Raw genomic sequence first — 19,798 nt, forward strand, 5'->3', positions numbered from 1 at the left:
AGAAAATATAATCATCGAATAAAGGAAAACATCTTAATGTCTACGCAAATTATTGATATCACTAACAAGATATGCCCCATGACCACAGTCTACGTCCGTCTTGCGCTCGATCGAGCTGCAAGTGGCGAGAGGCTTGTTGTTTTCCTTAAAGGAGAAGAGACGCGTCGCAACGTGCTCACCCTGCTGGAGACCCTTGGGCAGACGGCCGAATGGTCGGTTGCGGACGATGTCGCAGAGGGTGATTATCGCATCTCGTTATGTAAATCGTGACGCATAACCAGGGCATCGCTCCGGTCAGAGTAGTAGGCGCGCCTCACTCCGCACTTCACGAATCCTTGGGCATTGTAAAGTGCGATTGCAGCCCTGTTTTTTACAGAGACTTCAAGGAAAAGACTTCGCACACCCCGGGCAGCGAGAGAATTCATGCCATTTTGCATCATCAGACGCGCAAACCCCTTTCGACGACAGGTGGGCAACACGGCAATCGTCAAGATTTCCGCTTCGTCGAGGCAGTGACGCACAAGCAGCAATCCGGCAGGCGCGTCGCTCTCCGTTATCAGCCACCCCACGACCCCGGGCGTGACCAGCAGGTCCTGAAACGCTGCCTCCCCCCATTGTTCGGGTTCCTCAAAAACCTCCCGATGCAACTCAGCACAGATCCCAGCATGAACAACGTTCAAGGCAACGAGCGAAACCTGATGCGTCATCCCCGTGGTGCGGGGCGCAACCCACGAGCCGGCAATTTGGCTTCAGGGGCATCTATGTAAAGAGGTTCGAGCATAGCGCTGTTGGCTGCCAGAAGGCCCGCTTCGAGAATCATGTGTATGTCTGGGCGAGAGGTTTCCGGCCCGGCTGACGGAGAGACGTCCCGCGCCAGCATATCAACACCACTCCCGACGAGCGGTGCATCCTCGCCTTCACTTTGTCCGGATAGAAATGCCTCTGGTGCTCCTGCCCAGAATGAGCCGTCAGCCCATTCGGCGAACAAACGATCACGTCGTGCCTGCGTTAGACAGATCGCATTTTCCAGCCCGGGGCGTGTGCGAAAACAGGCTCCTGTCGTGACGCCTCTCAACTGCGCGCCAAAGCCTGACGCAAGGCCGTTCGCCAAGGCCAGACTGGCACGCAAACCAGTGAATGACCCTGGCCCCAGAACGGCGACGATCAGCTCCGGCCCTTGTTGCCAGCCAGGCAAACTGAAGAAGTCGCGACAACGTGCGGCAAGGGATGCCGTCGCTCCCAGCCCTTCGATTGCCACATGGGCGACGCAACGACGCCCCTCAAAAATCGCCAGATCCCCTGCGCTCGATGGACCCAGTGTCGCGCCATTCAGCACCAGGCTGCGCGTATCTGCCGTCAATGCCATCAGAGGACGAGGCAGGCTTCGTCGAAGGCAAGCCGCATGGCGCGCTCTGTGGGTGGCGGCGCATCCGCGTAGCCCAGACCGGCGATGAAATTGATGCGCCAGCCTGTGTCGGAGAGGAAATCGTCTTCAACTGTATAGCCGTCGAACCCGGAGAACGGTGCGACATCAAGACCGAGGGCACGTGCTGCCAGAATCAGGTAGCCACCTTGCAGGGAGCCGTTACGAAACGCTGTCTCTTCCGACAGTCCGACATCCGCAGCAAACCAGTTCCGCAGGTGTTCCTCGCGGCTCAGGCGGGGCAGATGCTCAAAAAACAGAGGGTCGTGACATACAAGCACGACGACCGGTGCGCTGAGGCAGCGCTCGATATTGCCCGCAGAGAGGGCTGGTCGCAGACGCTCCTTCATATCGTCAGAGGTTAGGAAAACGAGACGCGCGGGACAGCAATTGCCCGATGTGGGCCCAAGCTTGACGAGATCGTAGAGCGTTACAAGCGTCTCACGCTCGACTGACCGGGCTGACCAGCTGACGGGTGTACGGGCCTGTCGAAACAGGCGATCGAGTGCCAGCGCATCAAGAGCTTGCGGCAAAGCGGGCGCATCACCCGGGGCGACGTCATGGTCACGCCGGGTACTGCCAGTCATGACAGTCTGATCAGGGCTCGAGCCATCCAGCGACACCGGGACAGGGGACTCTGGCTGACTCTCACTCACGGCTTCAATCCTCGACCTGCTCTACTGCCACCACTTCAGGGACGTAGTGACGCAGCATGTTTTCAACACCATGCTTCAGTGTGGCACGCGATGAAGGGCAGCCAGCGCAGGCGCCCTGCATCGTCAGGCGCACAACACCGTCACGATAGCCTCTGAATACGATATCACCCCCGTCTCCTGCAACGGCAGGGCGAACGCGCGTATCGAGCAGTTCGCGGATCTGGGCGACAACGGCTTCGTCCTCAGGGGCAATTGCCTCTTCCTGGGCTTCGGCGACCGACTCGAGGCTTGGCTGGCCGGAATCGAAATGACTGGTGATAGCTGCTAGGAGCAGAGGCTTGAGCGTATTCCAGCTGAATTCGTCTGTCTTGGTGACGGAGATGAAGTCGCCACCGAGGAAAACACCGCACACACCCTGCACCGCAAAGAGGGTGGTGGCGAGGGGCGAACGGCCTTCAGCAGCACCGGCATCAGCGAAATCGGCTGTTCCACGGTGGCCCGTTACGGCCCGACCGGGGAGGAACTTGAGGGTGGCGGGGTTCGGGGTATCTTCGGTCTCGATAAACATCACAGCTCTCGGATCACAGTTATCGCTGTGACATGTGCCATCAATCGCGACTCCGCAAGTCCCTTATCCCCCGATTCAGGCCGCAGGTGGTTCCAGCGGCAGCATGACCTGCACGCACAATCCGCGTCCCGGCACGTTATGCAGATCAACCTTGCCCTTTGCCCGCCCGACCTCACGCGTGACGATCGCAAGCCCCAGACCCATGCCACCTGTCGCACGCGAACGCGAGCCTTCAACCCGATAGAATGCCGAGAGAACATTCTCCAACTCGGCCTCCGGAATACCCGGTCCGTCATCGACAACCGAAATAACGACTTCCTTCCCGTCTGTCTCCAGCGTGACATGGGCGTCGCCACCATAGTTGCAGGCATTATCAATGAGATTGGCAAAGACACGCTTGATTGCGAGTGGGCGGACCTTGGCGTGGCAACGATCCGGCCCCGTATAGCTTGTCTCGCGTCCCCGATCACTCTGGGAGTCAAGTAATGTGTTCAGGGTAGCCACAAGATCGACCTGCTTGATGGGCTCAGGATCCAGATCACCTGCCAGATAGGCCAGGACACCTGTCACCATGGCTTCCATCTCATCGATATCCGCCTCAATCGCGAGTTGCGTCTCCTCATCGTCCATGAAGCCGGCACGCAATCGCAAGCGCGCAAGCGGCGTACGCAGGTCATGCGAGACGGCAGCAAGGATCTCGGTCCGATCGGTAATGAGCCGACGTATGCGGTGCTGCATCTTGTTGATTGCCTGAGCGAGCCCGCGGACCTCTCGCGGTCCCCGCTCATCAACCATTGCCCACTGCATATCGTCAGATTTGGCAATGCTGTCAGCCACATGGGCCAGAGCGCGCAGAGGTGTGCTGAGCGCCCGCACGATCATGGCAGCGGCGATTGCCACAGCACCTGCGGTGATAGCTGCGGATGCCAGCCCACCCGTCATATGCCTGTGCTTGAGAATGCCCGGCACGTTGAAAGCCAACCGGCTGCCATCCGCCAGCTGAAGGCTGCCGTGAATGCTCGAAGAATCGGCACGATCAGCCCAGACACGCACGTCCGCCTTACCCAGATCACGGTCATTCGCAATCAGGCTTTCCTCGACCTGACGCAGCCTGTGCGGCTGGTCGAGATCAATTGGCTGATTGGCCGACCGCCAGCTGACACTGATTCCGTTATCCGAGAGGAGGGCGCCCAGTAATCCGCGCTGGCTGATAGGCGTTGTGCGGAGCACACGCAGATCGGTGCTCAGCTCCTCGGCGAGCTGCGTTATACGGCTATCATCATCGATATAGGTCTCGGCCTCTTCGTAGAAAAAGGCGCTCGCCACAAAGACCAGGACGACCGCCGCGAGCAAAACCATGCTCACGCGGCCGACAAGACCAACCGGCCATAAACGGATGATTCGGGGTGTGTTACCCCCTCCAAGACTCAAAGGCATGAGGTCTTAGACGCGCTCGACTTCCGCCACGAAGATATAACCGAGGCCACGCACAGTACGGATGAGCGCATCAGCATCGGCACCAAGCTTGCGACGCAGGCGGCTGACCAGAACGTCGATGCTTCGGTCAGATACGTCGCCGAGCCGCGTGCGGGAGAGCTCAAGGAGTCGGTCACGCGCAATGACGCGCTGCGGGTTGTCGAGAAAGCTCGTAAGCAGATCGTGTTCGGCGCCGGAAATATCGACCACAGCGCCTGAAGGATCGGTCAACTCGCGGCGACGCAGATCGAGCTTCCAGCCAGCAAAGAGAATTGTCTCCTTGCGTGAGACTTCGGTCGGGGCCGCACCCTGGCCGCGACGCAACACGGCGCGGACACGGGCCAGAAGTTCGCGCTGGCCGAAAGGCTTGGCTACATAGTCATCCGCGCCGATCTCGAGACCGAGAACGCGGTCGCGCTCTTCGCCACGGGCAGAAACCATGATGATCGGGGTCTGGGCGAGAGGGGCTTCACCGGGGTGATTGGTGCCCTGCCCACTGCGGATGGCGCGGCAAAGCTCGACACCACTGGTTTTGGGCAGCATGACGTCCATGACGAAAAGGTCTACCGGACCAACAGCCAGAGCGTCCCACATCTCGTCCCCCGAGGCGACACTGCGGACCCGAAATCCATCACCCTGTAAGGCGCGCTGGATCAGGGTACGCATACCAGGATCATCCTCCACGATGAGGATACGCGCCGGCAGGTCAGCAGCGGGGGAAGGAGCAGTAGGAGCTGTCGTCATTATCCCATCGATCATTCTGTGGTAAACGAGATTTGATACAATCTATGTCTCGGTTCGCGCAAGAACAACCGTATTGATGGGAAAGGACTTATTTTACCTTACTTTGATGGTTTTGTCAGGAGAAGTGTCCAGAGCTGGGCAAGATCCTGCGACCCATGATCCCCATGAACATCAGCGAAAGTCTTGATCGCATCGGCCTTTCGACCGCCATCCATCTGGGCCATGCCAAACTGGAGCTTGGCTCCCTCAGGTGCTGTCGGGTTTTTGCCAAGCCCTTCGCGCATCAGCGCAAGGCCCTCATCCACCTGACCGTTCAGCACAAGATTATATCCCGCGGTGAGAGACGGTGCTGCACTCGGCATCTTGCGAGCCGCCTCAGCATCCGCCGCCAGTGTGGCCTTGGTCTCGGCGGCACGCTTGACCACCATGGCCTTCAGGCGGGCTTCACGCGCGGCACCCTGGTCCTTGCCCAGCGCCCCGGAAGCATAGGCCTGATTCATCAGGTTCAGCCCAAGCTGCGGCAGGCCGGACTGAACAGCGCGCTCGACCATATCCATGTAATCTGACGGGTCCTTGAGCACGCCTGTCGTCATGCGCAGACGCTCGAGGTTGAACTGCAGGGCGTCAGGCATCTGGGGGTCGGCTGCCAGATTATGGATCAGCATCGCCCAGTAATCAGGCTTGGAGTAGTACTTGGCGAGCAGCACATAGGCATGCGTCTCGTTCGCCGAATCCTTCATCTGATGATAGCAGGTCGCCAGGAACTGAAGCTGGTTCTCGGGCGGGATACGCTTGGCCTTGATCTCGTCGTTGATCTGGTCCTGCTGCACGCGCGCAGCGTTCTTGTAGTCCTGCTGCAGATAATAGGACTGGACCAGAAGCGTCTGCATCTGGGCGTTCGGGCCGGCAATCTTGAGATAGCGCTCGATAGCCGGAACAGCGTGCGCATAATCCTTGGCATTATAGGCCATGGTCGCGTTGGCCATCAGCATCTGCTGCTTGGCTGCCGCGGGTGTACGCGGTGACGCGATCAGGACGTCATAGGCCTTGGAGGCTGCGGCCACATCGCCCGACGAGGCAGCAACAGCCGCACGCATCTGGGCAATGGTGTATTTCTCGTAATCGGTTTTCCCCGGAATCGCATCAGCCGCGTTCACGGCGCTCATGGCCTTGGCGTAGTTTTTCGCGCCCAGAGCCGTTTGCGCTTCCTGCAGGGGTTTGCCGACCTTGGCACTCAGCTGGTCTTCAGCATGAGCGATCGTGACGAGCGAAGACCCGATGACCGGAACGAAAGAGGAGGCTGCCAGAAGCGAGCTGGCAACCAGGAGGGCGCGAGAACAACGGGGAAAACGCACTTACTGTCCTTCCATGAACTGGTCTTGACCGACGATACCGAGCTTGGTGATGCCAAGACGCTGGGCGTCGGCAAGCACATGGGCAACCGTCTTGTAGTCTGCCAGGCGATTGGGGTGAATATGCATCTCGGGCTGATCGGGCAGGTTTGCCGCGTTCATGAAACGCGCCTGAAGATCGGCTTCGGAAGAGACGGGTTCGCCATTCCAGCTGATGGAATTGTCGAAATCGACCGCAACCGTGACAACCTTGGGCTCTTCGGTGCTCGGCGGCGGATTGCCCTGCGGCAGGTCCAGCGCGACCGAATGCGTCTGAAGCGGAATGGTGATGATCAGCATGATGAGCAGCACGAGCATGACGTCAATCAGGGGCGTCGTGTTGATATCGACGATGCCCTCGTCTTCATGCGTGCTGTCGGATCCGACGCTCATGGCCATGAGAGAACTCTCCAACAGGCGGAAAGCCGGCCAAGACCGGCATCCGGAAAAAACGGAGCCGGAGCCCCCTGCGACCCTGTGGGATCAGCAGAAGGCTCCTGAAGCGGGGTCCTGACCGAAATCAGGAGTGAGGCTGCTCAGTGATGAAATCGATGCGATAGATGCCAGCTTCCTGGCAGGTCGCGACGATTTTGCCGACAGCTTCGTAACGGGCCTTGCCGTCACCCCGGATCTGGATCTGGGGCTGGGGCTTGATGACTGCGACCTTCTCGAGACGATCGAGCAGATCCTGATGACCACGCAGAGGAACTTCGTTCCAGTACGCCTGACCATTCGCCGTGACCGCCAGGACAATGTTGCCTGGCTTGGTCTGAGTCGGCTGGTTGGCGTCGCGCGGCAGCTGCACCTTCACGGAATGCGTCGCAACCGGGATGGTGATCAGGAAGATGATGAGAAGAACGAGCATGACGTCAACGAGCGGCGTCGTGTTGATCGCCGAGACGACTTCGTCTTCTTCACCACCCCCACCGACGTTCATCGCCATGATCAGGCAACTCGCGAGCTGGTGGTCGTGGTCGTCGGGCTGTGGTCAGGGCTGACCGTCGGGGCAACACCGTGACGGAAGCCACCCAGCAGGACGGACTGGACGTCGGCAGCAAAGTTGCGCACGCGATCCATGGCGCCCTTGTTGCGACGGACGAGCAGGTTGTAGCCCAGAACGGCCGGAACAGCGGTGGCAAGACCGATAGCCGTCATGATGAGCGATTCACCGACCGGACCGGCAACCTTGTCGATCGAAGCCTGGCCTGCAATGCCGATGGCGGTCAGGGCGTGGTAGATACCCCAGACGGTGCCGAACAGACCGACGAACGGCGAGGTCGAACCCACGGTACCGAGGAAGGCGAGGCCGCCCTGCAGACGCGTGTTGATGGTGTCAACCGAACGCTGAACGGACATGGCGGTCCAGCTATGCAGGTCGATGGCGTCGCGCATCGAGCCTTCATGGTGCTCGGCAGCCACAATGCCCGTCTCGGCGATGTAGCGGAACGGCGATGCCGGCTTCAGAGCAGCAGCGCCTTCCTGAACGGTCGGCTTGGTCCAGAATTCACGTGCCGCTTCCTTGGAAGCCGCGAACACCTTGGACTGTTCCAGGAACTTGGTGACCATGATGATCCAGGTGCCTGCGGACATGATGACCATGATCAGCAGAACGCCACGGGCAATGGCATCACCGTTGGACCAGAGAGCGCTCAGGCCATACGGGTTTTCCTGCGACTTCGGCGCGGTTGCCTCGGCAGGAGCTTCAGGAGCCGGGGCAGCGGCGTCAGGTGCAGGGGCACCAGCGGCCGGAGCAGCAGCGTCAGGGGCCGGGGCGCCGGGAGCGGGCGCAGCCGCATCGGGAGCCGGGGCGCCGGGGGCAGCCGGAGCAGCGGCGTCAGGCGCTGCAGGGGCCGGGGCTGCGGGAGCCGGGGCAGCAGCGTCGGGAGCAGGAGCCGCAGGCTGGGCAGCCGGGGTTTCCTGGGCAAGAGCAACGGCCGGCACGACCACACCTTGCGCCACGGCAAGCGTGACTGCCAGGGCCGGGGCGGCGAGAGCGGGAAGGCGGAACAGTCTCGTCATTAACTCCAAATCCTCTGAAAAAGAGCCCCTTCGAGAAGGACTCTGGCAGTGCCGCCCCGTTCTCTGCCGGGCGCGGCTTGGTTTATCACTTTCCGGGGCGCGGAGGCTGCCTGCCCCCTGCCCCGTCGGAAAAAGAAGCCAGAGCTTCTCTTCCGTCATTCCGTCAGGCGACCGGGGCTTTCACTCCGGTCGCCATGCACTCAGTCATCACCCAGGGTGAAGTTGATGTGCAGGGTATGGTGATGCTCGACCACCGGCTGTCCATTCGTGACCGCAGGCTGGTAACGGGCCTTGCGGAGGAACTCCATGGCAGCTTCGACGAAGGCATGACCACCCGTCGAATTGGTGACCTGGCAGTTTGACGTACGACCGTCGGTACCGATGTCACAGGCCACGGTGACGCTGCCTTCGCGGTTTTCCTCCAGCATCTCCTCAGGGAAGACCGGACGGGCACCGTTGATCGGCGAGGCACCAGCCGAGTGATCCGGCACAGGCGGGCCCTTCGGCGCTGCGGGAGCGGGCGGCGCATTATTGGCAGGCGGCACGGGTGCCGGCGGCTTTTCATGCGTGACCTGCTTGATCACATGCTTCTGTGGCGGCGGCTGAATCTGGATCTTCGGCGGCGGTATGTACGGCGGCGGCGGCGTCGTCATCTGCGGCGGCGGCGGCGGCGGCGGCGGCGGCGGCGGCTTCTTCGGCTCCGTGATGATCTTCGTCTTGATCGGCGGATGGAACTGTTCGACGATTTTCGAACCCAACCCGTTCACCAAGGCGTAGATCACAACGACATGGAAAAGCACAGCGATTGCGATGCCGACGATGTACTTCGTCGGGCGTCGCTCCTGCTCGGCGTAGTTCATCGGTTGTGTCACTCCAAACCCTCTGTCCTGAGCCCCACACCTCTCTTGGCGAGAGGGGCGGACCGACTTGATAATATCGCAACCGCCCCATGCGACTTGCGTTCCGGTCAGGCGTCAGTCTGGCCGACACATCCCGAAATGTTTACCATGCTCCCAGCGCATGGCTCCCGTGCAAATTGGGCAAAGGTAAGGCACTGCTGTCAAGTCAGTTTCGTTTCGTTCGTACCGTTTTCCGACAGGCAAGGTTTTGCATACCAGCGGCACGACACTTTGAGACACAGTGAAACGGAACATTAATTCACTGCAAGAGTAATATTTATGAAACGCGCAAAAAGAGGCTGAAAGTCTTGCACCGCAAGAGATTCAGCCCCTGGTCGCCAAAGCCATCTATTGGGCGTTGGCGCTGGCCTCCGAACGCGTTGCGCCTACGCGTTGGGCAAGTGCTGCGGACATGAAATCGTCCAGCGCGCCATCAAGCACTGCATCGGGATTGCCTTTTTCCACCCCGGTGCGGAGATCCTTCACCAATTGATACGGCGCCAGAACGTATGAACGAATCTGGTGCCCCCAGCCGATATCGGTCTTGGCTGCCTCGGTCTGGGCTGCGGCAGCTTCGCGCTTCTGCAGCTCGGCCTCGTACAGGCGGGCCTTCAGCATCTGCATGGCCGTTGCACGGTTGCGGTGCTGTGAGCGGTCGGTCTGACAGGCGACAACAATACCGGTCGGGATATGCGTGATGCGAATCGCCGAATCGGTCTTGTTGACGTGCTGCCCACCTGCGCCGGAGGCCCGGAACGTGTCGACCTTGAGATCGCCGTCATTCACCTCGATCTCGATCGTGTCGTCCACGACGGGATAGACCCAGACGGAAGCGAAAGAGGTCTGGCGGCGGGCGGCGGCGTCAAACGGCGAGATGCGCACGAGTCGATGCACGCCAGCCTCGGTCTTAAGCCAGCCATAGGCATTGGCACCCGTGACCAGAAGCGTGGCAGACTTGATACCAGCCTGCTCGCCCTCGCTGGTTTCCATGATGGTCACCTTGTAGCCGCGCTGCTCTGCCCAGCGCGTATACATGCGCAGCATCATTTCGGCCCAGTCCTGAGCCTCCGTGCCACCGGCGCCGGCATTGACCTCGATATAGCAGTCATTGCTATCTGCCTCACCCGAGAGCAGGCTCTCGATCTGGCGTGCATTGGCCTGCTCGGCGAGTTTGCGCAGGGTCGCAACGGCTTCGGCAACCGTATCCTGATCCTGTTCGTCCTCGGCCAGTTCGACAAGCTCAAGCATATCGGCAGTGTCCTGCTCGATCTTCTCGACGCCCTCGATCTGGGTCGCCAGCAGCGTTCGCTCACGCATCAGCTTCTGCGCGGCGTCGGCATCATTCCACAGGTCGGGGTCTTCTACCCGGTGATTGAGTTCGGCGAGACGTGTCTGTGCAGCATCCCAGTCAAAGATGCCTCCTCAGCAGTGCCACCGACTGCTTGATCTGCTCCGATAGGGCCTCGGTTTCGGCCGACATGATTCATGCTCCTGCGTGTTCGATGGGTCTCAATAAAGCCCGCCCATGCCAATGTCACCCTGTGGCTGGGCATTGGGAGCCTGTTGTTTTTTGGCGGCGCCCGAATTCTCGCCGCCTGGCTCGCTCAGCCCGGCCTGACTCGACGCCCCTGCCATATCGGTTTCCGTATCATACAGATCGGTTCCGGTATCCGCCGCAGTGAGCGCTTCTGTCCCTGCACCAAAGCCATTGAGGGCGATGCTCATACCCGGCACCTGATCAGCCTTGAATCCATCGACTGCCATCAGTCGGCCTGTGTCGTAGCGGGCAAGGGTCACGCCCTCCGGCACACGGAAATGCAGATCCGGCCGCCCCTCGAGGGCTACCTTCATGAAACGGTTCCAGATCGGCCCGGCAATACGCCCACCCGTCTCGCTCTTGCCGAGCGATTGCGGGGTGTCGAACCCGACCCAGACCACTGTGACGATATCAGGGGTGAAGCCGGCAAACCACGCGTCGCGGAAGTCCTGACTGGTGCCAGTCTTGCCTGCTATGTCACGCGTGATGCCCTGCCCCGCAATCGTGCCCGTGCCACGCTTGATCACGTCCTGCATCATGGCCGTAATCTGATAGGCGCTTGCCGCACTGGCCACCTGTCGGCGATTGTCCTGCACCTGCGGCACCTCCACACTGCCGGGAACCGGGCCCGAAGGGGCGACAGGCGCAGGCGTGGCGGGTGCTGTCATATCGGCCGGGTTGCCGGAGGATGCGGCAGCAGGTGTTGCGCCGGGGGCTACAGCCGGGGTCACGATTGCTGTCTGGTTGGGGGCCTGCATGGTCGTGCCAAGAGCGAGGCCCTCGGGCTTCCACAGGACACTGCCATCGCGATCCAGCACCTCATCAATCAAGCTGGGTGTCACCAGCTTGCCGCCGGAAGCGATCGTGGCATAGGCCCCTGCCTCACGCAGCACCGTGGTCTCGACCGCTCCAAGAGCGGCAGGGAGCACATGCGGCATCTGGTCGACCAGCCCGATGGAGATCGCCATATCGGCCACGGATTTCATGCCCAGATGCGCTGCAAGGCGGATCGTCACGAGATTGCGGCTCTCACGCAGGGCATCATGCAGGGTTGTCGGGCCCCAGTTGTCTTCCTCGTAATTCTTGGGATGCCAGTCACCATAGGAAACCGGTGCATCATCGAACTTCTCGGAGGGCGGTATGCCCTGCTCCATCGCATCGAGATAGACAAAGGGCTTGAACGATGACCCGGGCTGACGCAGCGCCTGTGTGGCACGGTTGAACTGCGATTCCTTGAACGACCAGCCGCCCACCATCGCCAGCACACGCCCGGTGCGCGCATCGAGACTGACAAGTGCGCCCTCAACCTTAGGAACCTGTCGCACGGCGACGCGACCGGACTCAGCCTGAGGCTCGATCATGATCACATCACCGGCGGCCAGTGTCCCGGCATTGCGCATCCAGCCCAGATCCTTGGCGATGACCTGACCTTCCTGCTTTTCTCCTTGTGAGAGCCAACCGACGCGCCCTTGAGCAGGGTTCAGGACGACTGCCAGACGCCACTGATCGATCATGCCAGCAGGAGGCGTAACGTCTTTCAGCGCCTCAACCCAGCCGTCACCGGCCACAGCATCGTGCAGCTTCGTCACAGGGCCACGCCAGCGGCTATGGCTGCGGTCGTACTCCATGAGCCCCTGACGAAGGCTCAGGGTCGCTGCATCCTGCAATTTGCGATCGAGGCTCGTATGCACCTCAAGGCCGCCCTGCATGGCACGGTCAGGCCCGTAACGATCAATCAGCTGACGACGCACCTCGCTGCCAAACCATTCGGCATTGGGCAGCGGGCCGAAACGCACCGCATCATGCGGAATGAGAGGCTCTTTCTGTCCGGCTGCGGCCTCTTCGTGCGAGATGGCATGGATTTCGGCCATGCGGTCCAGTACCCAGTTCCGGCGCTCGATGGCACGCTCGGGATGGCGGTATGGGTTATAATTGGCAGGTGACTTCGGCAGCGCGCCCAGGAAAGCTGCCTCGGCATTGGTCAGCTGATCAAGCGGCTTGTTGAAATAGGTCTGCGCAGCCGCGGCCACACCATAGGCCCCGTTACCGAGATAGATCCCGTTGAGATAGATTTCGAGGATCTTGTCCTTGCTCAGCGTCTGCTCGATGCGCAGCGCCAGAAGGGCTTCCTTCTCCTTGCGCTCCAGCGTGCGGGCATTGCTGTTGAGCAGCATGTTGCGTGCAACCTGCTGCGTGATGGTCGAGGCACCCAGAGCCCGCTTGCTGCGATGGGTCAGGTTGGTCAGCTCGGCTCGCATGATGGCCAGAGGGTCCAGACCTGCATGGGTATAGAAATTCTGATCCTCAGGCGCGATGAAGGCATTTTTCACGCGCTCGGGAATGGCGTTGATCGGGATATAGATCCGGCGTTCGGCTGCCAGCTCGGCCATGATGTGATCGTCAGACGTATAGATACGGCTGACGGTCGGCGGCTGGTATGTCTTGAGCGTGTCGACGCTCGGCAGATCGGACGCAACACGCTCATACTGATGCCAGACGAACAGCCCCGATCCGGCCACCCCCACCAAAGCAATACCGGCAGCGATTGCAAGGCCCTGGCGCCAGCGGCGGAAACGCGGGCCACGAGGCGGCTGGCGCCCCCCTTCGGGACCGCGTTGCCCGCCCCCCATAGGGACGCGCCCGTTGCCTCCGCCACCTTGGGCAGTCGAGAACCAGAACAGGGGGAACCCGGTGGAGGAAAGGGCGGTGGTGGCGTGGATCATGGCAAGCGTTCTAGCATTGTCCAGCGCCCTCGTCGCCCCCTGCAATCATGGCAGGAAAAGCCTTAATTTTCGGAACTTTCCCAGGCCTCGCGGCCCTGCTTGTCCAGAGCTGCGCACTCCTCCTCGCTCAATGTGATGGAAGCAGCCCGGACATTCTCTTCCAAATGAGCGGGACTGCCGGTTCCGGGAATAGGCAACATGACCGGCGAACGGTGCAGGAGCCACGCCAGGGCAATCTGCCCCGGTGAGGCATCACGGTCTTTCGCTATGGCATCGAGCACCGTGCCGGGGCGAGCCAGAGACCCGGCAGCCAGCGGTGCCCAGGGAATGAAGCCAATCTGGTGCGCCTCGCAGTAATCGAGCACATCCTCAGATTTGCGATCGACAAGATTGAAACGGTTCTGGACAGTCGTCACAGGGAAGAAAGCGCCTGCCCGTTCGATCATCGGCACATCGACTTCGGACAGACCGACATGACGGATCAGCCCCTCTTGCTGCAGTTTGGCTATGGCCTCGAACTGCGTCTCTGGCGGGCAGTCAGCCCCCACACGGTGAAGCTGCCACAGATCAATACGTTCCACGCCCAGCCGACGGAGCGACATGAGCACGCATTGACGCAGATAATCAGGATGACCAACAGGACGCCAGATATCGGGGCCATGACGTGTCAGGCCACCCTTGGTGGCAATAACCTGCCCGCCATAGGGAAAGAGCGCCTCGCGTATCAGATCTTCCGAGACGAAAGGTCCGTAGGAATCGGCCGTATCGATCAGGGTAATTCCAAGATCGCGCGTATGACGCAAGGTCGCGACAGCCTGTTCGTGGCTCTGTGGCGCTCCCCACACCCCCTTGCCGGTAATGCGCATGGCGCCAAAACCGAGCCGGACGACTTCGAGATCACCACCTATGGCAAAAACGCCGGATCGGGCTGCGTCGATGGATGGCATTGTGTGAACTCCGCGTTGACTGGATGTCCAATCAACGCGAACAGACCCGACCGGGTTTGTGTGTATGCCTCTGTTCACCTATCCCGTGGGTAAGAGACGCTTCCCAAACGGGGCGATCCATGATGGGGACCGGGCAAACCGCCCCCCCTGTCGGAGCGCCCGGTTATCCCGCGCTGGCCCTCAAATCGCCTGCGGCATCCTCATCGGCGCAAAGATAGGGACCTCCGGCGAGGATCTCGAGCGAGACAAGCCTGTGTTCCTCTCCAAGCGTATCCGCCACAAAGAGGAATCCGTCTCCACTCGTCCATCGCGATGCGCCCCCAGCATAATTGTGCCAGCCGCTCATCTCGCAGTCCGAGAGATGCCTGTCATAATCCACGATCTCACCAGAGACGAATTGCAGGATCTCCCCACCAGTACACCGAGATTACGCCGGTCATCATGGAAAGGACCGACGATATCGCAGGGACGTGCCGTACGGGAACGGATGGTCACGCTCTGCGCCGAAGGCGGAAGCTGGAACACATGCTTCGCGCCAGCAACGCGCAGGGGCCGAACAATCACCCCGTCATCCGTCACCAGATGTAGATCAGCGTGATCGGTCAATGCCTGCTCCGGCTTCGTAACGGCAGGCTGCATTTTTTCGATACGATTATAGATCGGTTCCACACGCTCGCGATCCGTCATGAGCGGTGCAGCCGCATCACGGTCCCAGCTCAACATCCCGATAACAGGGTCAATACGCGAGGACTGGACGCTGAACATCGCCCGATTACCCGTATCAAGATAGCTTTCGGATAGCACACCATCAGCGGCCACAACCGAGTGTTCTTTCGTCTCGAAATGATAGAAAGCATACTCCTCGCGAGACTTGTCATAGAAGATGGAGTGGCCATTCACCAGCATACGCGCAGGGATGAAATGGCCGTCCAGCAACAGGCCATGCTCGGCAGTGACGTAAAGATCGCGGGTCGGCATATCTGCCCCCAACGCATCCTTGCGGATGCAGACAGGATACCCGGCAAGATCATCGGGCAGAGTCCGATCAATCCTGCAATGGCCACTGCCAGTCCAGATCACCTTGCGCGACTGAGGCGTGCCATCGACAATGGCCGTAATCCGGTCACCCACCCGGATCTGCTCGACCGCCACCGATCCTTCGGGCGTTTCGATCTGGACACCGGCGAGATAACAGACGGCCAGGATAATCCCGGTGCCGGAATCGATAATCGAATAGCCGGTGGTCCCCACGTTCTGGATGTTCAGCGTCAGAACGCGACCGTCTTTCAAGGTCAGATAAAGTGCATTGGCCGTTTTCGAGACGGAAGCAATCTGGCTTTTCGTCACGCCGTTGATCCGGATCTTGTCGGACAGGCTGTCGCTGGCGCCATTAAAACCTGTGATCAGGGTTGTTGGGAGGGAGCCGGCAGAGAGCGTCATCGTCGCATAGCTGGTGCCAGCAAGGTTGATCGTACCTCCTACGCTTCCACTCAACTCAGCGGCTGCACCAGCAAGTAGCGATACAGTTCCCTGAATCTGGCCATTCTGGACAGTAATCGTGGCACCAGAGGCAATGGTCTGATTCTGGACTGAACCTGTTACTGTCTCGACTGAGCCCTGGCCGTAAACAGTCCCACCAGAGATCGACCCTGCATTGTTTGTCGGTCCCTGAAGCAGCACGTTAGTGCCGCAAGTGATCCGCGAACCAGCCTCAATCGTGATATTCGTAAACTTCACGTTGCTTTCGGCGGTGACACCGACTGACGCCCTCATAGAGGAGTCTGACATGGCAGAACCACTCTTGAGCGTAAGCGCCCCGCCACTCACGATTTCAGAGCGTATGTTTCCGCCAGCCTCTACGGTTGTCACGCAGTTCCGCGTTGTGCCTCCAGCAAGTGCCCCGCCTGCTTTCACGAGGATCGTCGCGTTTAGAAACCCGTAAGAGTTGGATATACCAGAAGAGATGATGAAATTACCGGCCACCCGAAACAACCTTATTTATTTTTGGATTTCTTAGGTGATAACATCTTATAAATATTTTTTATATTGAAAATTATACTTGAATTGTTTTGATGAGAAATCGTATTTTCTTATGAATTTCTACAACCGCCGCTATGCATGCCTGCTTTCGAGAACCATACATGCTGTGAGAAGCGTCGGTATTTTTCGACTGCGCAATAGAGATATGGGGCGACAGTCTGGCCTGCGCGGCACAACTCCCGCGGCTTCACACCCGCGGTCGCAAGCGACCACGGGCCGTGTAATGACTCAGGACGAAGCGGCACCCTGCACACCCACCTGAAGCATATAAAGCGCGCTTCCCGCGCACATCACGATATGGTCGCGCTTCGGACCGGCAAAGGTCAGGTTCGAGCATCCCTGCGGCAGGCGAATACGGCCGAGCAGCACGCCCTGCGGGCTGAAGACGAACACACCGCACAGACCGAGCGGCCCTGTCACGCCACACCACAGATTGCCGAAAACATCGGCCCTGAACCCGTCAGGATTCATCTGCGCGCCATGAAAGCGCATGTCAGCAAAAACACGCCCATTGGCCAGACTGTCACCCTGCACATCGAACACGTGAATAGCCTGGTCACCACCCTTTTTCTGACCCGGCCCAGCCGGGGTCGAGGCGATATAGAGCTTCTTGAAATCGGGGGAGAAGGCCAGACCATTCGGGCAGGTCACGTCCTTTTCCAGCAGCACAGCCTTGAGCGTACCATCCGGGGCGAGGCGGAACACGTGATCCTGCTGGCGCCTGACACCGCCAATCTCGCCAATCAGCTCACGACCGATCTTCCACTTGATCTTGCCATCAGGATTGGTCGGGCCGCCCGGTTCATCGGCATGACCTTCGGAGATGTTGGTTCCATAGCCCGGATCGGTAAACCAGATGCTGCCATCGGGATGCGGTACAACATCGTTGGGCGAGTTGAGGCCCTTGCCCTCGAATTTATCGGCAAGCACGGTCACGCTGCCATCATGCTCGAAACGAACGACGCGACGGAAGAAGTCCTGACAGGTGATCAACCGCCCCTGGAAATCGAAGCAGTTACCGTTGGCTGCATAACTGTCAGGACGGAACTCGGTGACTTCGCCCGTCTCCCAGATATAGCGCAGTGCCTTGGACTGCACGACGTCACTGAAAACCAGATAACGCCCCTCGCTGCTCCATGCTGGCCCCTCGGTCCAGTCGCCCTTGTCATAGATGCGGCGTATGGGGGCTGCGAAATAGGTGAGGTTACTGAAGGACGGATCGAGCGCGATCACATCCGGGTCCGGGAAATAGGCCGGTCCCGCCGACGCTCCCCATTGACGTGGCGGCTGGCTGATCACGCTCGGCGGTGATGCCGTGACATCCGTAGCGGCGCGTGCCGGCAGGGCAGCGCAGACAGCGCCACCCAGCGCCGTCGTCAGAAACCCTCGGCGAGCGAGGGGCATCTTGAGTTCCATCATATCGTCCTGTGAGCGTTATCATTCCTGTTGCCATGCCAGGAACGTTCCGCATCGTAATCCGGACGGGAACAGTTTTGTATCAAGTTATTGTCAGTACCCTTTATTGCCCGATCCGTGTCTCGCCTGCCTCATAACGGCCATGTGAAGTGCCTAGGTGTGGCTTTCGCCGCATTGACTCGGTGCCATTGGGCGGTGTCACCTGAAAAGGTCAAAACCGTCTGCAAGATCAAGGACCCGGATACCCATGACTGCTGTCAGCCCTCTCGCCGGCAAGACGCTGGACCCCTCCGCCCTCGCCGATATTCCGGCGCTCATCGGGGCTTACTACAACCGCAAGCCTGACCCGGCCATTGCCGCGCAGCGCGTATCCTTCGGCACGTCAGGTCATCGTGGGTCGTCGCTCCATACCAGCTTCAACGAGAACCACATCCTCGCCATTGCGGAAGCCATCTGCCGCTACCGCAAGGACAAGGGTATTACGGGGCCGCTTTTCATCGGCATCGACTCCCATGCGCTGTCCGACCCGGCACAGCGCTCCGCCATCGAGGTCTTTGCCGCGCACGGTGTGGAAGTCCGCATCGACTGCAACAGCCGCTTCACCCCCACACCTGTCGTCTCGCATGCCATCCTGACCTACAACAGGGGACGCAGCGAAGGTCTGGCCGATGGTGTGGTCATCACGCCTTCGCATAATCCGCCCATCGATGGCGGCTTCAAATACAATCCCCCTCATGGTGGCCCGGCCGACACCGACATCACCAAGGTGATCCAGGATCAGGCCAACGCCTTCCTGACCGCAGGGCTCAAGGACGTGCACCGCCTGCCCTATGAGGAGGCGCGCAAGGCCGATTGTGTGCGCGGCCATGATTTCATCACGCCTTATGTGGATGATCTGGGTGCCGTGATCGACATGGAGGCCATCCGCAACTCTACCATCCGCATCGGCATCGACCCGCTGGGTGGGGCGGCGCTGGATTACTGGCCAGCCATCATCAAGCGCTATGACCTCAAGGCCACGATTGTCAGCACCGAACTCGACCCGACCTTCGGTTTCATGACGGCTGACTGGGATGGACAGATCCGCATGGATTGCTCCTCCCCCTACGCCATGGCCCGTCTGATCGGCATGGGCTCGCAGTTCGATGTGGCTTTTGCGACCGATACCGATGCCGATCGCCATGGCATCGTCTCGCGTCCCGACGGGCTGATGAACCCGAACCATTATCTGGCCGTCGCCATCTGGTACCTGTTCAACAACCGCCCCGGATGGAGCCAGGATGCCGGCATCGGCAAGACGCTGGTCAGCTCGGCCCTGATCGACCGCGTGGCCACCAAGATCGGCCGCAAGGTGGTCGAGGTTCCGGTTGGCTTCAAATGGTTCGTGGACGGGCTCTATAACGGCACCCTCGGTTTCGGTGGCGAGGAAAGCGCCGGCGCGTCGTTCCTTCGTCGCGATGGCAGCGTCTGGTCCACCGACAAGGACGGGCTCATCCTCGGGCTGTTGGCCGCCGAAATTACGGCGGTTACCGGCAAGACCCCGTCCGAGCATTACAAGGCCCTGACGGCGGAGCTCGGCGCTCCCTTCTATCAGCGCATCGATGCCGCAGCGAACGCCGCGCAAAAAGCCATTCTCTCCAAGCTGACGCCGGAACAGCTTCCCATGACCCATCTGGCCGGTGACGCGGTTCTGGCCAAGCTGACCCGTGCGCCCGGCAATGATGCGCCGATTGGGGGACTGAAAGTCACGACAGAAAATGGCTGGTTCGCTGCCCGCCCGTCCGGCACCGAGGATGTCTACAAGATCTATGCCGAAAGCTTCGTGAGCGAGGATCACCTGAAGCAGATCCAGAAAGACGCCCAGAACGCCATCTCGGCCCTGTTCGACGCCTGAAGCCTCTCCCCCTCTCCGGTCCTGACCCTCAGACCGGGGAGGGCCCAGCCCGTTCGATATCGGGC

The 19,798-nt window shown here is 60.2% G+C and carries 19 protein-coding genes; 2 read left to right on the forward strand and 17 right to left on the reverse strand.

Going from position 1 to position 19,798, the window contains the following annotated elements:
• The first annotated feature begins 36 nt into the window (after nt 1-36).
• Nucleotides 37-270 (forward strand): sulfurtransferase TusA family protein, encoded by a 234-nt coding sequence (locus tag F3J08_RS08135; protein ID WP_166929219.1) that lies wholly within the window; start codon nt 37-39, stop codon nt 268-270.
• On the opposite strand, the gene rimI is transcribed toward F3J08_RS08135, so the two are convergent.
• The 17 genes from rimI to F3J08_RS08220 all read right to left on the reverse strand — a co-directional run bounded on the left by rimI (nt 243) and on the right by F3J08_RS08220 (nt 17,839).
• Nucleotides 243-707: a ribosomal protein S18-alanine N-acetyltransferase gene (rimI, locus tag F3J08_RS17535; RefSeq protein ID WP_166929221.1), complete on the reverse strand. Its 465-nt coding sequence runs from the start codon at nt 705-707 to the stop codon at nt 243-245. The genes F3J08_RS08135 and rimI overlap by 28 nt on opposite strands.
• A complete protein-coding gene (locus F3J08_RS08145) occupies nt 704-1,366 on the reverse strand; it encodes a tRNA (adenosine(37)-N6)-threonylcarbamoyltransferase complex dimerization subunit type 1 TsaB (RefSeq protein ID WP_166929223.1) in 663 nt (220 codons plus the stop codon). Before F3J08_RS08145 ends, rimI begins: the two co-directional genes overlap by 4 nt.
• Nucleotides 1,366-2,079, reverse strand: a complete 714-nt coding sequence (locus F3J08_RS08150; protein WP_240386395.1) for a malonic semialdehyde reductase — start codon at nt 2,077-2,079, stop codon at nt 1,366-1,368. The genes F3J08_RS08145 and F3J08_RS08150 overlap by 1 nt, the downstream gene beginning before the upstream one ends.
• Nucleotides 2,080-2,083: 4 nt before the next feature.
• Nucleotides 2,084-2,647 (reverse strand): NifU family protein, encoded by a 564-nt coding sequence (locus F3J08_RS08155; RefSeq protein WP_122038459.1) that lies wholly within the window; start codon nt 2,645-2,647, stop codon nt 2,084-2,086.
• 75 nt (nt 2,648-2,722) lie between these two features.
• Nucleotides 2,723-4,006 (reverse strand): ATP-binding protein, encoded by a 1,284-nt coding sequence (locus tag F3J08_RS08160; RefSeq protein ID WP_240149221.1) that lies wholly within the window; start codon nt 4,004-4,006, stop codon nt 2,723-2,725.
• Nucleotides 4,007-4,090: 84 nt separating this feature from the next.
• Nucleotides 4,091-4,867 (reverse strand): response regulator, encoded by a 777-nt coding sequence (locus tag F3J08_RS08165; protein ID WP_240149222.1) that lies wholly within the window; start codon nt 4,865-4,867, stop codon nt 4,091-4,093.
• Between the two features lie 98 nt (nt 4,868-4,965).
• Nucleotides 4,966-6,222, reverse strand: a complete 1,257-nt coding sequence (locus F3J08_RS08170; RefSeq protein WP_370458690.1) for a hypothetical protein — start codon at nt 6,220-6,222, stop codon at nt 4,966-4,968.
• Entirely contained in the window at nt 6,223-6,657 is a 435-nt protein-coding gene (locus F3J08_RS08175; RefSeq protein WP_023979755.1) for a biopolymer transporter ExbD, read from the reverse strand.
• Nucleotides 6,658-6,778: 121 nt separating this feature from the next.
• Nucleotides 6,779-7,201, reverse strand: coding sequence for a biopolymer transporter ExbD (locus F3J08_RS08180; RefSeq protein WP_023979754.1), 423 nt, complete (start codon nt 7,199-7,201; stop codon nt 6,779-6,781).
• A 2-nt stretch (nt 7,202-7,203) separates the two neighbouring features.
• Entirely contained in the window at nt 7,204-8,277 is a 1,074-nt protein-coding gene (locus F3J08_RS08185) for a MotA/TolQ/ExbB proton channel family protein (protein ID WP_122038456.1), read from the reverse strand.
• 200 nt (nt 8,278-8,477) lie between these two features.
• Entirely contained in the window at nt 8,478-9,137 is a 660-nt protein-coding gene (locus tag F3J08_RS08190; protein WP_023979752.1) for an energy transducer TonB, read from the reverse strand.
• Nucleotides 9,138-9,524: 387 nt separating this feature from the next.
• Nucleotides 9,525-10,656, reverse strand: a protein-coding gene (gene prfB / locus F3J08_RS08195) for a peptide chain release factor 2 (protein WP_122048714.1) whose coding sequence is annotated in 2 segments (ribosomal slippage) — nt 9,525-10,586 and nt 10,588-10,656 — 1,131 coding nt in all. Because the reading frame shifts where the segments join, the coding sequence is not laid out codon by codon here.
• A 29-nt stretch (nt 10,657-10,685) separates the two neighbouring features.
• Nucleotides 10,686-13,343: a penicillin-binding protein 1A gene (locus F3J08_RS08200; protein ID WP_166929507.1), complete on the reverse strand. Its 2,658-nt coding sequence runs from the start codon at nt 13,341-13,343 to the stop codon at nt 10,686-10,688.
• A gap of 155 nt (nt 13,344-13,498) precedes the next feature.
• Nucleotides 13,499-14,383 carry an aldo/keto reductase gene (locus F3J08_RS08205; RefSeq protein ID WP_166929227.1) on the reverse strand — a complete coding sequence of 295 codons (885 nt, stop codon included), beginning with the start codon at nt 14,381-14,383 and terminating at the stop codon, nt 13,499-13,501.
• A 163-nt stretch (nt 14,384-14,546) separates the two neighbouring features.
• Nucleotides 14,547-14,729 carry a hypothetical protein gene (locus tag F3J08_RS08210; protein ID WP_166929229.1) on the reverse strand — a complete coding sequence of 61 codons (183 nt, stop codon included), beginning with the start codon at nt 14,727-14,729 and terminating at the stop codon, nt 14,547-14,549.
• Nucleotides 14,726-16,171, reverse strand: coding sequence for a Hint domain-containing protein (locus tag F3J08_RS08215; protein ID WP_166929231.1), 1,446 nt, complete (start codon nt 16,169-16,171; stop codon nt 14,726-14,728). Before F3J08_RS08215 ends, F3J08_RS08210 begins: the two co-directional genes overlap by 4 nt.
• A gap of 480 nt (nt 16,172-16,651) precedes the next feature.
• On the reverse strand, nt 16,652-17,839 hold the full coding sequence (locus F3J08_RS08220; protein WP_370458700.1) for an SMP-30/gluconolactonase/LRE family protein: 1,188 nt from the start codon (nt 17,837-17,839) through the stop codon (nt 16,652-16,654).
• 247 nt (nt 17,840-18,086) lie between these two features.
• On the opposite strand from F3J08_RS08220, the gene pgm reads away from it, so the two are divergent.
• Nucleotides 18,087-19,733, forward strand: a complete 1,647-nt coding sequence (gene pgm, locus F3J08_RS08225; RefSeq protein ID WP_166929234.1) for a phosphoglucomutase (alpha-D-glucose-1,6-bisphosphate-dependent) — start codon at nt 18,087-18,089, stop codon at nt 19,731-19,733.
• The last annotated feature ends 65 nt before the right edge of the window (nt 19,734-19,798 follow it).

It is taken from the genome of Asaia sp. As-1742 (assembly GCF_011753235.1).
Taxonomy (GTDB): domain Bacteria; phylum Pseudomonadota; class Alphaproteobacteria; order Acetobacterales; family Acetobacteraceae; genus Asaia; species Asaia bogorensis_B.

Excerpts from the sequence above, each read along its gene's own strand:
- F3J08_RS08165 (WP_240149222.1), bottom strand. The coding sequence starts at position 4,867 with ATGACGACAGCTCCTACTGCTCCTTCCCCCGCTGCTGACCTGCCGGCG.
- rimI (WP_166929221.1), bottom strand. The coding sequence starts at position 707 with ATGACGCATCAGGTTTCGCTCGTTGCCTTGAACGTTGTTCATGCTGGG.
- F3J08_RS08185 (WP_122038456.1), bottom strand. The coding sequence starts at position 8,277 with ATGACGAGACTGTTCCGCCTTCCCGCTCTCGCCGCCCCGGCCCTGGCA.
- F3J08_RS08190 (WP_023979752.1), bottom strand. The coding sequence starts at position 9,137 with ATGAACTACGCCGAGCAGGAGCGACGCCCGACGAAGTACATCGTCGGC.
- pgm (WP_166929234.1), top strand. The coding sequence starts at position 18,087 with ATGACTGCTGTCAGCCCTCTCGCCGGCAAGACGCTGGACCCCTCCGCC.
- F3J08_RS08210 (WP_166929229.1), bottom strand. The coding sequence starts at position 14,729 with ATGAGCGGCTGGCACAATTATGCTGGGGGCGCATCGCGATGGACGAGT.
- F3J08_RS08180 (WP_023979754.1), bottom strand. The coding sequence starts at position 7,201 with ATGGCGATGAACGTCGGTGGGGGTGGTGAAGAAGACGAAGTCGTCTCG.
- F3J08_RS08160 (WP_240149221.1), bottom strand. The coding sequence starts at position 4,006 with ATGGTTTTGCTCGCGGCGGTCGTCCTGGTCTTTGTGGCGAGCGCCTTT.
- F3J08_RS08135 (WP_166929219.1), top strand. The coding sequence starts at position 37 with ATGTCTACGCAAATTATTGATATCACTAACAAGATATGCCCCATGACC.
- F3J08_RS08155 (WP_122038459.1), bottom strand. The coding sequence starts at position 2,647 with ATGTTTATCGAGACCGAAGATACCCCGAACCCCGCCACCCTCAAGTTC.
- F3J08_RS08205 (WP_166929227.1), bottom strand. The coding sequence starts at position 14,383 with ATGCCATCCATCGACGCAGCCCGATCCGGCGTTTTTGCCATAGGTGGT.
- F3J08_RS08200 (WP_166929507.1), bottom strand. The coding sequence starts at position 13,343 with ATGGGGGGCGGGCAACGCGGTCCCGAAGGGGGGCGCCAGCCGCCTCGT.
- F3J08_RS08175 (WP_023979755.1), bottom strand. The coding sequence starts at position 6,657 with ATGGCCATGAGCGTCGGATCCGACAGCACGCATGAAGACGAGGGCATC.
- F3J08_RS08145 (WP_166929223.1), bottom strand. The coding sequence starts at position 1,366 with ATGGCATTGACGGCAGATACGCGCAGCCTGGTGCTGAATGGCGCGACA.
- F3J08_RS08215 (WP_166929231.1), bottom strand. The coding sequence starts at position 16,171 with ATGTCAGACTCCTCTATGAGGGCGTCAGTCGGTGTCACCGCCGAAAGC.
- F3J08_RS08220 (WP_370458700.1), bottom strand. The coding sequence starts at position 17,839 with ATGGAACTCAAGATGCCCCTCGCTCGCCGAGGGTTTCTGACGACGGCG.